This window comes from Nitrospiraceae bacterium (assembly GCA_020632595.1).
Taxonomy (GTDB): domain Bacteria; phylum Nitrospirota; class Nitrospiria; order Nitrospirales; family UBA8639; genus Nitrospira_E.
In genome coordinates, this window is sequence record JACKFF010000006.1 from 34,245 (window position 1) to 47,355 (window position 13,111).

General features: G+C 52.7%; 13 protein-coding genes. All 13 read left to right on the forward strand.

Features of this window, described 5'->3' with window-relative positions; all coding sequences use genetic code 11:
* Positions 1-38 precede the first annotated feature (38 nt).
* The 13 genes from H6750_12195 to H6750_12255 all read left to right on the forward strand — a co-directional run bounded on the left by H6750_12195 (position 39) and on the right by H6750_12255 (position 13,008).
* The gene (locus H6750_12195; GenBank protein ID MCB9775064.1) at positions 39-1,379 is read left to right on the forward strand and encodes a flagellar hook protein FlgE; all 1,341 of its coding nucleotides are present in this window, start codon (positions 39-41) and stop codon (positions 1,377-1,379) included.
* A gap of 530 nt (positions 1,380-1,909) precedes the next feature.
* The gene (locus tag H6750_12200) at positions 1,910-2,404 is read left to right on the forward strand and encodes a flagellar basal body-associated FliL family protein (GenBank protein MCB9775065.1); all 495 of its coding nucleotides are present in this window, start codon (positions 1,910-1,912) and stop codon (positions 2,402-2,404) included.
* A 77-nt stretch (positions 2,405-2,481) separates the two neighbouring features.
* The gene (gene fliM / locus H6750_12205; GenBank protein MCB9775066.1) at positions 2,482-3,486 is read left to right on the forward strand and encodes a flagellar motor switch protein FliM; all 1,005 of its coding nucleotides are present in this window, start codon (positions 2,482-2,484) and stop codon (positions 3,484-3,486) included.
* A gap of 63 nt (positions 3,487-3,549) precedes the next feature.
* Positions 3,550-3,975 carry a flagellar motor switch protein FliN gene (gene fliN / locus H6750_12210; GenBank protein ID MCB9775067.1) on the forward strand — a complete coding sequence of 142 codons (426 nt, stop codon included), beginning with the start codon at positions 3,550-3,552 and terminating at the stop codon, positions 3,973-3,975.
* A gap of 130 nt (positions 3,976-4,105) precedes the next feature.
* Positions 4,106-4,540 carry a flagellar biosynthetic protein FliO gene (locus H6750_12215; GenBank protein MCB9775068.1) on the forward strand — a complete coding sequence of 145 codons (435 nt, stop codon included), beginning with the start codon at positions 4,106-4,108 and terminating at the stop codon, positions 4,538-4,540.
* 53 nt (positions 4,541-4,593) lie between these two features.
* The gene (fliP, locus tag H6750_12220; protein ID MCB9775069.1) at positions 4,594-5,316 is read left to right on the forward strand and encodes a flagellar type III secretion system pore protein FliP; all 723 of its coding nucleotides are present in this window, start codon (positions 4,594-4,596) and stop codon (positions 5,314-5,316) included.
* A 160-nt stretch (positions 5,317-5,476) separates the two neighbouring features.
* On the forward strand, positions 5,477-5,746 hold the full coding sequence (gene fliQ / locus H6750_12225; GenBank protein ID MCB9775070.1) for a flagellar biosynthesis protein FliQ: 270 nt from the start codon (positions 5,477-5,479) through the stop codon (positions 5,744-5,746).
* A gap of 63 nt (positions 5,747-5,809) precedes the next feature.
* Positions 5,810-6,580, forward strand: a complete 771-nt coding sequence (gene fliR / locus H6750_12230; protein MCB9775071.1) for a flagellar biosynthetic protein FliR — start codon at positions 5,810-5,812, stop codon at positions 6,578-6,580.
* Positions 6,573-7,649 carry a flagellar biosynthesis protein FlhB gene (flhB, locus tag H6750_12235; GenBank protein MCB9775072.1) on the forward strand — a complete coding sequence of 359 codons (1,077 nt, stop codon included), beginning with the start codon at positions 6,573-6,575 and terminating at the stop codon, positions 7,647-7,649. The genes fliR and flhB overlap by 8 nt, the downstream gene beginning before the upstream one ends.
* A gap of 205 nt (positions 7,650-7,854) precedes the next feature.
* Positions 7,855-9,963 carry a flagellar biosynthesis protein FlhA gene (gene flhA, locus H6750_12240; protein MCB9775073.1) on the forward strand — a complete coding sequence of 703 codons (2,109 nt, stop codon included), beginning with the start codon at positions 7,855-7,857 and terminating at the stop codon, positions 9,961-9,963.
* The gene (flhF, locus tag H6750_12245; protein ID MCB9775074.1) at positions 9,944-11,278 is read left to right on the forward strand and encodes a flagellar biosynthesis protein FlhF; all 1,335 of its coding nucleotides are present in this window, start codon (positions 9,944-9,946) and stop codon (positions 11,276-11,278) included. The genes flhA and flhF overlap by 20 nt, the downstream gene beginning before the upstream one ends.
* Positions 11,278-12,210 carry a MinD/ParA family protein gene (locus tag H6750_12250; GenBank protein MCB9775075.1) on the forward strand — a complete coding sequence of 311 codons (933 nt, stop codon included), beginning with the start codon at positions 11,278-11,280 and terminating at the stop codon, positions 12,208-12,210. The genes flhF and H6750_12250 overlap by 1 nt, the downstream gene beginning before the upstream one ends.
* A gap of 3 nt (positions 12,211-12,213) precedes the next feature.
* Complete coding sequence (locus tag H6750_12255; protein MCB9775076.1) at positions 12,214-13,008, forward strand: FliA/WhiG family RNA polymerase sigma factor; 795 nt, start codon at positions 12,214-12,216, stop codon at positions 13,006-13,008.
* Positions 13,009-13,111 lie beyond the last annotated feature (103 nt).

Genomic DNA, 13,111 nt, shown 5'->3' on the forward strand with positions numbered 1-13,111 from the left:
ATCAGATAGGTCAATCGAGAAACAAGGAGTACACGCCAATGGGAATTACCTCAGCATTTTTTGCCGCGACAAGTGGAATTAACGCGACCAGCCGGGCGCTCAGTGAGATTGGGAACAATATCGCTAATGCGCAAACAATCGGCTATAAGAGCCGGTCGGTCTCGTTTGGTGATCTCTTTGGAGCCACGATAGGCGGTGGAGGGACGAGCACGGCTTTAGTGGAAGGTCGTGGTGTGCGGGTGTTGGGAATCGATCCGAGCTTTACGCAAGGATCGCTTCAGACAACGTCCAATGCCTTGGACCTGGCCATTGATGGTGACGGATTTTTTCGGGTGAGTGATGCCACCGGAAATATTTTCTACTCCCGTGCTGGCCAGTTTGATATCGATTCACAAGGAAACCTGGTCAATCCAGCCGGTCTACGGTTACAGGGAGACCAAGCGGATGATACGGGACTTCTAACCGGGAGTATTGGCAATTTAACGTTAACCACCAGCACTCAACCAGGGGTCCAAACATCGGAGATCACGATGTCTGGACGTCTGGCAGCCAATGCTCCAATCAACGCATACACCACGGCACAGGTTCTCGATCCTCAATCCAATAGTGGGTTGTTTCCAGGAAGTACCTCTGTTCGGGTTTTTGACTCTCAGGGGACGGGGCATGACTTAACGGTGTATTTTGCTAAAACAGCTAATAATACTTGGGATTATAATGTGATTGCACCAGACTCGGAGGTGACCGTCCCAGTCGGAGATAACAATCCCACTACAGGCAATGCCTTAGTGGCCCAGGGAACTCTGACTTATACCACGGACGGATTTCTGTCATCAGAAAGTGATCCTACGGGGCATGACATTACATTTACGGGTGGAGTTGGCGCGCCACAGAGAATCATTTTTGATTTTGGGACCAGTATTACCGAAGGGGGAGCTGGAACAGATGGCCTATTACAACAGGGTGAGAGTTTGAATAACAAGGCGTTGATTCTCGACACCCTATCTCAAGACGGGTATGGCCCGGGATCACTTGCGGGAACTTCCATTGGTGAGGATGGGGTGATCACAGGCCGATTCGATAATGGAACCACCCGGACATTGGGACAGGTTCGACTCACCCGGTTTATTAATCCTGATGGCTTGCAACCGATTGGACGAAATTTGTTTATTCAATCCGGTGATTCAGGAACACCCTTGGACGGGGTGCCTGGCACGGGGGCATTTGGCAAGGTATCGGCAAGCACGCTTGAAGCATCCAATGTGGATTTAGGTGAAGAATTAGTCAATATGATTACCATGCAGCGTGGCTTTCAGGCGAATTCACGAATCATCACCACCACCAACGATCTACTTGGAGAACTGGTGAATCTGGCCCGTTAGATGCTGGCCGAGCAGGTGATTGCTCAAGCCCCCAGGCAGGTGTTCCTGCCTGGGGGCTTTTTCGTTCCTTAGTAGAAGGTTGAATAATCATGTCTCCTGAACCATGAGGGGTAAGGCGTGAACCGAAAAATTTCGTTTCTTGCTCATGGCTCTTCGCGCTTCACATGTTCAGCATCCACGAGGAAAGATGCCCGTTGAACAATGTCATTCATGACGGAACAATTCTCGATCCCTGTTTTATTCCTCATGTCTGACCTCCCTCCCTTTACGACTTAGCGTCTCAGGTTCCCATAGACGGACCTGTCAAAGGTTCCCGCGAATTGCCAGGAAAATGACGAAAAGGAAGGTCTCATGTTGTTGCAGAGCCCAAGAGATGTCAGGCGCGACTGCGGAGGAAACATATGCAGATTCAGTGTATTCCAGGATTAGCCGCAGCGTGTCTACGTAGAAACGTGGAGTGGCACAAAGGTTGCTGACTTGGGAGGGGGAACGTGAAGGTCCAAAAATTTTTTAGCGTGTGAGGTTGAAGGATGGCTGAAGAGGATGACAAAGGGGAAACTCCCGTTAAAGCCGGGGCCGGAAAAAAAATGTTGTTGATTGTTATCGCGGGCGTTCTTCTTCTCGGTGGAGGGGGAGGCGCAGCCTGGTATTTTATGAGTGGCCAGGAGGAGAAGCCGGCTGTGTCCGATGAGCATGCCAAAGCCGAGACCGTTCATGAAGAGCCCGGGCCGGTGATGGAGTTAGAGCCCTTTCTTCTAAATTTAGCGGATCGGGAGGAGCTGCGATTTTTAAAAGTAAGCATTAAACTCGAGTTGGACCGGCCTGAAGAAAAAACGGATTATCAACACAAAATCCCGGCCATTCGCGACGCGTTGCTGGTGTTACTGAGTAGCAAAGAGTCGCAATTACTCAGAACAGTGAACGGGAAGCGCCGGGTGCGAGAAGAAATTATGACGCGGGTGAACGGCGTCATGAGTAAAGGGAAAGTGGCCAATGTGTATTTTACTGATTTTATTATTCAGTAGGGCCTGAGGAGAAAGACGGAAGAGTCCGGAGTCAGGAATCAGAAAGAGGAGAGAAGAGGCAGCAGGGCTGTTTCTTTGTGCCGCGTCCCAACATGGAAAAAATTCTTAGTCAGGATGAAGTTGATGCCCTCCTACGGGGCGTGTCCGACGGCGGCGTGGATACGGAACCTGAAGACCCGGTAGGTGCCGAGCTACAGGATGGACCGGTTCCGTATGATTTGGGAAATCAGGAATGGGTCGTTCGCGGGCGAATGCCGACCCTGGATGTGATCCATCAGCAATTTTCGCGTGGGTTCCGCCTCTCTTTAAGTGACGTACTTCGAAAAACCGCCGAGGTGACGGTCACGAACCAAACGGTAATGAAGTTCGGAGAGTTCACCAAACGTCTTCCCATCCCGGCCTACCTCCAGATTATCTCCATGGAGCCTCTTCGCGGCTTAGCGATGATCGCCACGGATGCGGCGACGGTGTATTTGCTGGTTGATCATTTTTTCGGGGGAGCCGGCCAGACCCATGTGAAACCGGAAGGGCAGGATTTTACCATCATTGAGCAGCGCGTGATGAAGAAGGTCATGCTGATGGGATTGGGGAATCTTCAAAAAGCCTGGGACCCTGTCCAAAAACTTCTCATCAATGCGGTTCGTGTAGAAATGAATCCTCAGTTGGCGGCCATTGTGTTGCCGGCGGATATCGTCATTGTGGTCACCTTGGGCATCGAATTAGGCAATTCGGTAGGGGATCTCCATCTCTGTCTGCCCTATGCGATGTTGGAACCGATTCGAGAACGTCTGCAGGTGAGTTTCCAGGGAGACTCGTTTGAAACGGATCATGGATGGTTGAAACGATTTTCAGCCAGGCTGAAGGAGGCCTATGTCACCCTGTCCGTGTGTTTGGGAGAAACGGAAATCTCGGTGGAGGAATTGATGCAATTTTCACCGGGAGATGTGGTCACGTTGAATCAAGGGACCACCCAGCTGCTTACAGCCACGGTGGAAGGGGTGCCAAAGTTTCTTGGTTCACCGGGAACGACAAAGGGCATGCAATCATTTCAGATTAAGGACATCATTCTGACGAGGGAGTAAGACCCGGTGAACGGGATTAGGTGCCGGCCAGTTACTGATTGTGGAAAAACCCGGAGATGAACGATGAGTGAAGAGGACAACATCGACATGGACACGTTTGATGCTGAGAAGGAAATGATGGAGGCGTTAGCGCAGGAAGCCGCTGCGAAAGAGCAGAACGCTGCCGCGAAAAAACAGGAGGTGGCGGCGAGTACCAGCAGTCACCCGCCACAATTAAATACGTCTCACGATCAGAACTTAAATCGTATCCTGGATATTCCGTTGGTGCTCTCGGCGCAATTGGGCAATACTCGCATGCTGATTAAGGACTTATTGCAGTTAGGACCGGGTTCCATTGTTGAATTGGATAAACTCGCCGGTGAACCGTTGGAAGTGTTGGTGAATGAACGGTTAGTCGCTCGTGGTGAGGTGGTGATGGTCAACGAAAAATTCGGCATCCGTCTCACCGATGTGATTAGCCCGACCGAGCGTGTGAATAAACTTCGATAAAAACCTAAGAGGTGAGGAATGAGGAGTAATGTGTGAGGAGTAGGATAAAAAAGGAATATGGTCCAAGACGATGGAGGAATCCGTTGTCCTTCCTCCTCATTGTTCACTCCTTACTTTCTAGGAAGACGATATGGACCTTACCCATGAAGCGCTGAAAATGGCGGGCACCCTGGCCCTGGTAGTCCTGGTCCTTCTTGGAGGTTTAGCCTGGGTTCGCCGCGCGTTCGGGGAATTGCCCGGAAGGAGTGGTGATCCGGTGATGCGCATTTTAGGCGGACTCCGGGTCGGAACGGGAAAGCACATCATGCTCGTGGAGGTGGCCGGAGAGGTGTTGGTGTTGGGGACGACAGCCCGGGAGATGACGTTGCTGACGACCGTTGCGGATGCCGGCCGGATTGATCGGCTCCGCTCTATAGGGAATCCGCTCGTCGGGCCGCTAGGCAGCTGGTTGGGACAATGGACCAGGCAGGCATTTGAGAAGTCCGAGCGAGAAGCGGTGACCTCCGGACCGTCCATCCGAATGTCCAAACGCGTTGCACAGGTGAGGGGAGACGAGAAGTCGTGAGACATCCCTTTTGGGGGTTTCGGGGAGGACATGAGTGTTGGCGACTGTTCGGTATGAGTCTGGTCCTGGGGCTGCCGACCTCGGCTTTTGCCCAGGCCCCCAAGGATCCGGCAATCAGTTTACAGGTATCCGGATTGGACGGAACCGAACCATGGACGTTCGGGCTTCGTATCCTTTTTCTCCTGACGGCATTAACTCTTGCGCCGGCCCTGTTGATGTTGGTAACGGCATTTACACGCGTCGTGATTGTTCTGGGTCTTCTTCGGCAGGCGTTGGGGACCATGCATGCACCACCGAATCAGGTGATGATTGGATTGGCCATGTTTTTGACCCTGTTTATTATGATGCCGGTATGGGAGCAGATTCGGGTTGAGGCTCTTAATCCGCTCTTGGAACAGCAGGTGACACAGGAAGTGGCGCTTGATCGGGCCAAGATTCCGTTAAGAACGTTCATGCTGAAACAAGTACGGGAAAAGGATTTAACCCTGTTTGTGGAGATGGCGAAAGTTCCTCACCCTCAGACGCCCGATGATGTCCCGTTCCATGTCCTGGTGCCGGCGTTTGTTACCAGTGAATTGCGCACCGCGTTTCAAATTGGCTTTCTCATTTATGTGCCTTTTCTTGTCATCGATATGATTGTCGCCAGCATTTTAATGTCCATGGGTATGATGATGCTGCCACCGATCATGATTTCATTACCGTTTAAATTGGTGTTGTTTGTGTTGGCTGATGGATGGTTTTTGGTCGTGGGAGCGCTGATGAATAGTTTTCAATAACGTGGGGAGGAAGGCGTAGAGCGTGAGGAGCAAGTAGTAAATAGTAAGAAGTGTATCGAATGCCGGGGGGCAACGATCCGGTTCTTTGTCTGTCTTCTTCCTGCTCACATTTCACGCCTTACCTTTGACATTCCATGGCAAGACTGAAAGGGATAAGGAGATGACAACTGAAAGTGTCCTGAGCATCGGTCAGGAGGCGATTCAAACAATCCTGCTTGTGGCGGGCCCAATGTTGGGTCTCAGCCTTCTGGTCGGACTCTGCGTGAGTGCCTTCCAAGCCATGACACAAATTAACGAAATGACCCTCACCTTTTTGCCAAAGGTGGCCACTATGTTTGTAGTGCTCTTGGTCACATTTCCCTGGATGGTGGAAATCCTCGTGGGATTCATGACGGGGGTATGGGCCAGGATACCCGAGTTTGCCCAATAATCGAAGGAGTGGGCCTGCGGCATGAATCAGAAAGATGTCCGGTAACCGGTGTTGCAATGGGATATGGCGATACAGCAGGTGTGGCAATTTGTGGTTGTGCTCGTGCGCACCGCCGTTATCTTGTCGGCGTTACCGTTGCTGGGGGGCCAGTCCGTACCGAGTCGTATCAAGATCGGCATGGCGGTGATCATCGCCATCCTGTTGATGCCCATCGTGACGTTTACCCTTCCTCCCAATTGGTTGGAACCTGGAAATCTGGTGATCGTCTTGGGTGCCGAATTGCTTGTCGGTCTGGTCTTAGGTTTGGCCCTGCGATTACTCATGACCGCGGTGGAACTGGCGGGAAGTGTGATGGGCTTTCAAGTGGGGTTTGCCATGGCCGGAGTGTTGGACCCTGTCACGCAAGTGGAAACCCCGGTGTTCGGGCAATTACTGACCATTCTGGCCACCCTTCTGTACTTTCAAGTCGATGGGCATCATTTGGTGTTGTTGGCGTTGGGCAGTAGTTTTCTGTTGATCCCCCCTTTTGGCGCCCATTTAAGCGCCCCCCTCCTGAGCGATGTGACCCAAGTGATTCAACGCACCTATGACACGGGGATGAAACTGGCCTTTCCTGTGATGGGGGCCACCTTTTTGGTTCATTTCATCATGGGGATTCTTGGCCGCCTGGTTCCCCAGATGAATGTGATGCTCACCAGTTTTCCCATTACGATTGCGGTCGGGTTGTTGGTGTTAGGCCTGGGCTTGCCCTTCATCGCCTTGGTTTTTCAAGACTCCATTGTCGGGATGGAAACGGTCCTGTGGGACTTACTACAGGAATTAGGGCATGGCTGAGAATAAAGACGGGGCGGATAAATCCGAGCAACCGAGTCCGAAGCGTTTAGCGGAGGCTCGTCGCAAAGGCCAAGTGCCGATGACCCGGGAATTGCCTTCGTTGTTTGTGTTGTTGGGCGGGGTTGGGCTGCTGTCTCTGTGGGCGCCTCACGCCTTTGTCCAATTTTTTGATCATTACCGACAGTGGTTGGCCCAGGCCGGAACCCTTCATTTAGATGCGCAGTCGACACATGCCTTGTTGTTAAATATTGCCTATCAGGCTTTTGTTCCCCTCATTCCGTTCGGGCTCCTGGTCGGGGTATTCGCCTTTCTCGCCGTTATCCTTCAAACGGGACCGCTGTGGATTGAAGAGGCCTTACAACCCAAGCCCTCCAAATTGAATCCCTCCAATGGGTTGAAGCGCATTTTTTCCTGGAAAGGCGTCGTCGACCTTTTAAAGTCCTTGCTCAAATTAGCAGGGGTGAGTGGCATTGCCTATCTGATTCTGTCTCATAACCTGCTCGCCATTGTTCAACTTCCCCTCCTGGAGTTAACGGAGGCGGTTGGGGGCGTGTGGGGTCTCCTGGAGAATATTACATGGTCGGTCGGAGGGTCCCTGCTCCTGTTGGCGATCATCGATTTCGTCTATCAGCGGTGGCAGCATATTGAAGATCACAAGATGACGAAACAGGAAGTAAAAGACGAGTCAAAGGATGTGGAAGGTGATCCGCAGATTCGATCCCGCCGGCTCAGTTTACAACGGGAACGCGCCCGACAACGAATGTTGCAGGCGGTGCCTAAAGCCGATGTGGTGATTACCAACCCTACGCACGTGGCGGTGGCACTCAGGTATGAAACAGGAAAAATGGACGCTCCGGTGGTGGTGGCGAAGGGCGCCGGATTTATGGCGGAGAAGATTAAGCAAATCGCGCGTCATGCGAACGTGCCGATTATTGAAAACCGGAGTTTGGCTCGAGGTCTGTATAAGGCGGTGAAAATCGGCCAAGAAGTGCCTAGTGCGTTGTATCAGGCGGCCGCCGAGGTGTTGGCCTACGTGTATCGCCTGAAGAAAATGCATGGGGGAGATTGAAGACGTGAAGCGTGAAAAGTGAAAAGGAAGACGAAAAAAATCAAAAGGAATCAGAAAAAAAACAGACTTTTTCCATTTCTTCTTCACTGGTGTCTTCTCGATTTTCACTTTTGGCTTTCCACCCCTGACATAGCAAGAGTGTTAGCAGAGTCCGATGGAGGCAGTTGGGCAATCTTTGTGAGAGCGGTAACCGATCAGGGCACGCATGGCATTTGATTCTCAAAAATTACGAGACGAACTGACTCCCGCGCATTATGGGGATGTTCTTTTGCCGATCGGGGTGGTGGGGATGCTCCTCCTCATGCTCTTACCCCTTCCCTCATTTCTGTTGGACCTTTTTTTATCCTTCAGTATTACGCTGGCTGTCTTGATTTTACTCGTGACCATGCATGCCGGGCGTCCTGCAGAATTTTCCGTCTTCCCCTCGGTGGTGTTACTCACCACGTTGTTCCGGCTTGCACTGAACATTGCTTCGACGAGGGCCATTCTCATGCATGGAAACGAAGGCCCCGCTGCCGCCGGGCAGGTCATTGCCGTGTTCGGGGAGTTTGTGGTCGGGGGGAATTATGCGGTGGGCATTGTGGTTTTCTCCATTCTGGTCATTATCAATTTCGTCGTGATCACGAAGGGGGCCACCCGTATTGCGGAAGTTGCCGCGCGGTTTACCCTGGATGCGATGCCCGGCCGGCAAATGAGTATCGATGCGGATCTGAATGCGGGAATCATTGACGAAGGCGAGGCCCGGAAACGCCGGGAGGCCATTTCACAGGAAGCCGATTTTTACGGATCGATGGACGGTGCCAGTAAGTTTGTCCGGGGCGATGCGATTGCCGCGCTGCTCATTATCTTCATCAACGTCATCGGGGGGTTGGGCATCGGCGTGCTGGAGCATGGGATGTCCATCATTGAAGCTGCCAAACGCTTCACCCTGCTGACCGTCGGGGACGCCATTGTGGCTCAAATCCCTGCCCTGATTATGTCGACGGCCGCCGGTATTATCGTGACGAGGGTTTCGACCAAAACCAGCCTTGGACGTGATTTAACCGACCAAATCTTTTTTAATCCCCATCTTGTGGCTGCCGTGGCGGGCATGTTGTTCTTTTTAGGATTTCTTCCCGGGCTGCCGCATGTCGCGTTTTTAATGTTGGGAACCATGACAGCCGGTCTTGCCTATGTGTTGTGGAATCAGAAGCAGGAGGCCGCTCGGCTAAAAAATCTTCCCAAGAAAAAAGATCCGGCGACCTCTTCCGGCACGGAATCGGTCGATTCCGTGACTCCTCCTGACCTTCTGGAATTGCATGTCGGTTATGGGCTTGTGCCGTTTGTTGATCAAGCTCAGGGAGGAGAGTTGCTGGAACGGATTCGGGCTATCCGGCGCCAAACGGCTCTTGATATGGGATTTGTCGTACCCGCCGTGCATATTCGGGATAATCTCCAGCTCAAACCCCATGAGTATAATATTTTGTTGAAGGGGATTCAGGTCGCCAAGGGAGAATTGGTGCCCCGGCATTTATTGGCCATCAATCCCGGTCATGCCAAAAAGGGCCTGCAAGGAAAGCCGGGAAAAGATCCGTGTTTCGGATTGCCGGCCGTCTGGATTGCTCCGACAGAAAAAGAGCGTGCTCAAATGGATGGCTATACGGTCGTTGATGGCCCGGCCATTATTGCCACGCATATGACCGAATTTATTAAAACGAATGGGCATGAATTGCTGGGTCGGCAAGAGGTCCAGAATTTGCTGGATAACCTCGCTAAGACGTATCCCAAGGTGGTGGATGACTTGATTCCGACTCAAATATCGTTAGGAGCGGTGGTGAGAATCCTCAAGAATCTCTTACGGGAACGAGTGTCGATCCGTGATTTGCGGACCATTCTGGAGACTGTTGCGGATTACACCACTCAGAGTAAGGATCCTGACACCCTGACCGAATATGCTCGGCAAAATTTATCCAGAACGATTTCGTCCCAATACGCCAATCCCGACGGATTGCTGCAGGTGATTAGTCTGGATCCGGTACTGGATCGCCGCTTGATGGAGGCGATGCGGCCGAGTGGAAATGGAGAGCAGGGTGGGTTGCCTCCCAGTTTGTTGAATCAGGTGATTGTGTCGGTCCGTCAGGCCATTGAGCGAGTCGTGAGTCAAGGATATCAACCCGTGCTGTTATGTTCCCAGTCGATTCGATCCCAACTGTATCGCTTAGTCTCGCCGGGCGTGCATGCCCTGGCGGTCCTTTCGCCGAATGAGTTGGACCCTAAAACTCAAATTCAAGCTATTGAAGTTGTGAGGATGCCACATGAAGCTGAAACGGTTTGAGGCCCTTTCATTACAAGAAGCTCTCCAAGCGGTCAAAGCCGAACTGGGACCTGAGGCGGTCATCGTTTCGTCGCGTCGTATTCAAAAAGGGGGAGGCTTGTTCGGTCTGCTTAGTCAGTCCGTCATTGAGGTCACCGCGGCGGTGGATCGTTCGGCCCAGGCGGAGGAAGGTCCTGCCGCACGCGTTGATCGCTCCCTTCAGAACCTTTTGGCCAAACGTGTTGTGCCTGAGGAGCCGGTTCGTCAACGGGGACAGCCCAAAACGGATGCCAGTTTTTCGGAAGCTCTCCAGGTGGCGACGGTGCTCGATCCCGTGACTCAGAACCTTCATGAGATGCGCCAGGAAATTCAACGGTTGCGGGAGGAGCAACAAGATCCTGAACGGGTGTTAGGGCCCTTGCGACAAGAATTAGAAGGCTTGCGGATTGTGGTGGGACAAGTCTTGGGAAGTCAGATGGACAAACGTGTTGAGGGGTTACCCGGAGACGTGATGGACGTCTACCAGTCCATGGTGAGTCAGGGCGTGACTCCTCAGACAGCGCATCATCTGCTTCGTGCGGTAGTGGAAACGCTCGGGACTGCCGGGGTGGGAAATCGGGAAGCCATGAAAAGTCTGTTATGGGAACGGATGGAGGAGACCGTAGCCGTCTCGGGTCCATCAATTTCCAAGCATTATGGCCAAAAAGTGATGATGATGGTTGGGCCGACAGGCGTGGGGAAAACGACGACCATTGCCAAGCTGGCAGGGTTGGCCCGACAACAGGATGAGCATCGGCGAACCGTGTTGATTACCTTGGATACGTATCGTGTGGCAGCGGTGGAGCAACTCCGGGTGTTTGCAAAAATTTTAAAAATTCCTTTGGAGGTGGCCGTATCCCACAAGGATTTTATGGAATGCATGGGACGCCATCAGCATGCCGATTTGCTGTTGATCGACACGGCGGGGCGAAGCCCAAAGGATCAAGCCGGGTATGACGAATTACTCGCGATCACCAGAGGACAATTACACGTCGAAACGCATCTGGTGTTAGCCGCTCCGATGGCCGAGTCGGTGCAGATGGACGCCATTCGCCGCTATCAATCGGTTCCTATCCATAAGCTCATCATCACGAAACTGGATGAGGTCTCGAGCGGGGGCGGTCTGTATAACGTCTTGTCACAGACGGGACTGCCGGTTTCGTATCTCTCTGCCGGACAGCGTGTGCCTGAAGACTTAGAAATCGCCACCCGGACACGCCTCATCGAATTGGCTTGGGGCCACTCACCAGGCCAGGTCCTTCAAGAACGTGTGCCGGTCACGGGGGTGGCGCACTAATGGCCGGGTCATTATCCACACCGGTTCTGGTGCCCGGCGTTCCGGCCCAACGACCACTGGATCAAGCCAGTGGATTGCGTGCAGCCATGACCTCCAACCCACAGGATCCTTCACGGATTCAGGTGATTGCGGTCAGTTCCGGAAAAGGCGGAGTAGGAAAAAGTAATGTCGTCGCGAATTTAGCGGTGGCTGCAGCCCGGCAGGGACGGAAGGTGTTGATCATGGATGCGGATCTGGCCTTAGGAAACGTCGACATCCTCCTGGGCCTCACTCCGCAGTATACGATTGAGGATGTTCTCTCCGGGCAGCGAGGGTTGAAGGACGTCCTCGTGACCGGGCCCGAAGGTATTCGCCTGTTGCCGGCGACCTCCGGAGGCCAGGCATTTACTCAGCTGACGCATGAGCAGCAACTTCATTTGCAATCGGCGTTCCTTCAGTTGGCGTCTCCGCCGGATTTGCTGCTTATTGATTGTGCGGCAGGGATTTCGGCCAATGTGCTGTACTTCAGTGTAGTGGCCCACGAAACACTGGTAGTGGTATCGCCCGACCCGACGTCTCTGACGGATGCGTATGCCCTGGTCAAAATTCTTTCCACCCGTTATCACTTACGCACATTCCGCATGCTGGTCAATAAAGTGAAGCATACTCAGGAAGGCAAAGATGTGTTTCGGAAGTTGAGTCTGGTGACGGATCGGTTTTTAAATATTTCGCTCGATTACCTCGGCTGTGTTCCCGCAGACGATTATGTGACCATGGCCGTGGCCCAACAACGCGCGGTGTGCGATGTCTATCCCCGCGCCCCGGCGAGTCGAGCCTTTTCTTCGTTGGTGAAGACCCTCAATGATTGGAGAGGAGATAGTTCCTGGCATGGGGGCTTTCAACTCTTCGGTCCTGCAGCTTTGGGAGCCACTCGAACTGTGACGGAAGGATAACCTATGAAACGTGGCGCGGTAACAACGGTTTCAGAGAGCCCGGTTTCGGAGAAACCGGCATCGTTGAATCCGACGAAACTTTCGCTTTCCACCCAGGAGCGTGAGACGTTGGTTCAGGAGTTTTTGCCGGTAATTAAATACATGGCTATGCGAATGGCCATGCGAGCGTCGAGTGGGCTCAATGTGGAAGATCTCATGAGTGCCGGAATGGTTGGGCTTCTGGATGCTCTGACGAAATTCGATCCTTCACGAGAAATAAAATTTCGTACCTATGCCGAGTTTCGTATTCGTGGAGCGATGCTTGATGAAATCCGGGCGATGGACTGGGTCCCGCGGTCTCTTCGGGAACGCATCGGGAAAATTCAGCATGCAGCCAATGAATGGACGAAACGCAAAGGGCGGCCACCGACGGAGGATGAGCTCGCAGAATCCTTAGGCATGGAGGCTCAGGAGGTGGACGAGACTCTTCTGCAAGCCAAGGGAGCCGTCGTGTTAAGTCTCGATGATTTGGGCTCCAATGATGAAGACTCACATCCCATTTTGGATGCACTGGCGGATCGGGACCAACCTTCGCCGTTGGAGACGTTGGTGTCGGAGGATGCCCGCCAGGCGTTGGTCGATGCCATTGAACGATTGCCGGAGCGTCAACGGCTGGTGTTAACCCTCTATTATTTTGAAGAACTGACCATGAAAGAAATAGGAGTCGTGTTGCACGTCACGGAATCCCGAATTTGTCAATTACATGCCCAAGCCATGATTCGTCTGAAGGCCCTTCTTCATACTCGGCTCGGTCCGTAGATATGCCTGAGAGAGACGGCGTAAGCCCTCAGGCGAAGGTGGCGTTTTTTTTTCGGCATGTCCGACATCTTTGATCGGGCATTGAACTTCAGTTCATGACCAA

Bases quoted from the DNA above. Each gene is read 5' to 3' on its own strand.
- flhF (MCB9775074.1), top strand. From the start codon at position 9,944: ATGAAGCTGAAACGGTTTGAGGCCCTTTCATTACAAGAAGCTCTCCAA.
- H6750_12250 (MCB9775075.1), top strand. From the start codon at position 11,278: ATGGCCGGGTCATTATCCACACCGGTTCTGGTGCCCGGCGTTCCGGCC.
- fliN (MCB9775067.1), top strand. From the start codon at position 3,550: ATGAGTGAAGAGGACAACATCGACATGGACACGTTTGATGCTGAGAAG.
- H6750_12255 (MCB9775076.1), top strand. From the start codon at position 12,214: ATGAAACGTGGCGCGGTAACAACGGTTTCAGAGAGCCCGGTTTCGGAG.
- fliQ (MCB9775070.1), top strand. From the start codon at position 5,477: ATGACAACTGAAAGTGTCCTGAGCATCGGTCAGGAGGCGATTCAAACA.
- flhA (MCB9775073.1), top strand. From the start codon at position 7,855: ATGGCATTTGATTCTCAAAAATTACGAGACGAACTGACTCCCGCGCAT.
- fliR (MCB9775071.1), top strand. From the start codon at position 5,810: ATGGCGATACAGCAGGTGTGGCAATTTGTGGTTGTGCTCGTGCGCACC.
- H6750_12215 (MCB9775068.1), top strand. From the start codon at position 4,106: ATGGACCTTACCCATGAAGCGCTGAAAATGGCGGGCACCCTGGCCCTG.
- H6750_12195 (MCB9775064.1), top strand. From the start codon at position 39: ATGGGAATTACCTCAGCATTTTTTGCCGCGACAAGTGGAATTAACGCG.
- H6750_12200 (MCB9775065.1), top strand. From the start codon at position 1,910: ATGGCTGAAGAGGATGACAAAGGGGAAACTCCCGTTAAAGCCGGGGCC.
- flhB (MCB9775072.1), top strand. From the start codon at position 6,573: ATGGCTGAGAATAAAGACGGGGCGGATAAATCCGAGCAACCGAGTCCG.
- fliP (MCB9775069.1), top strand. From the start codon at position 4,594: ATGAGTCTGGTCCTGGGGCTGCCGACCTCGGCTTTTGCCCAGGCCCCC.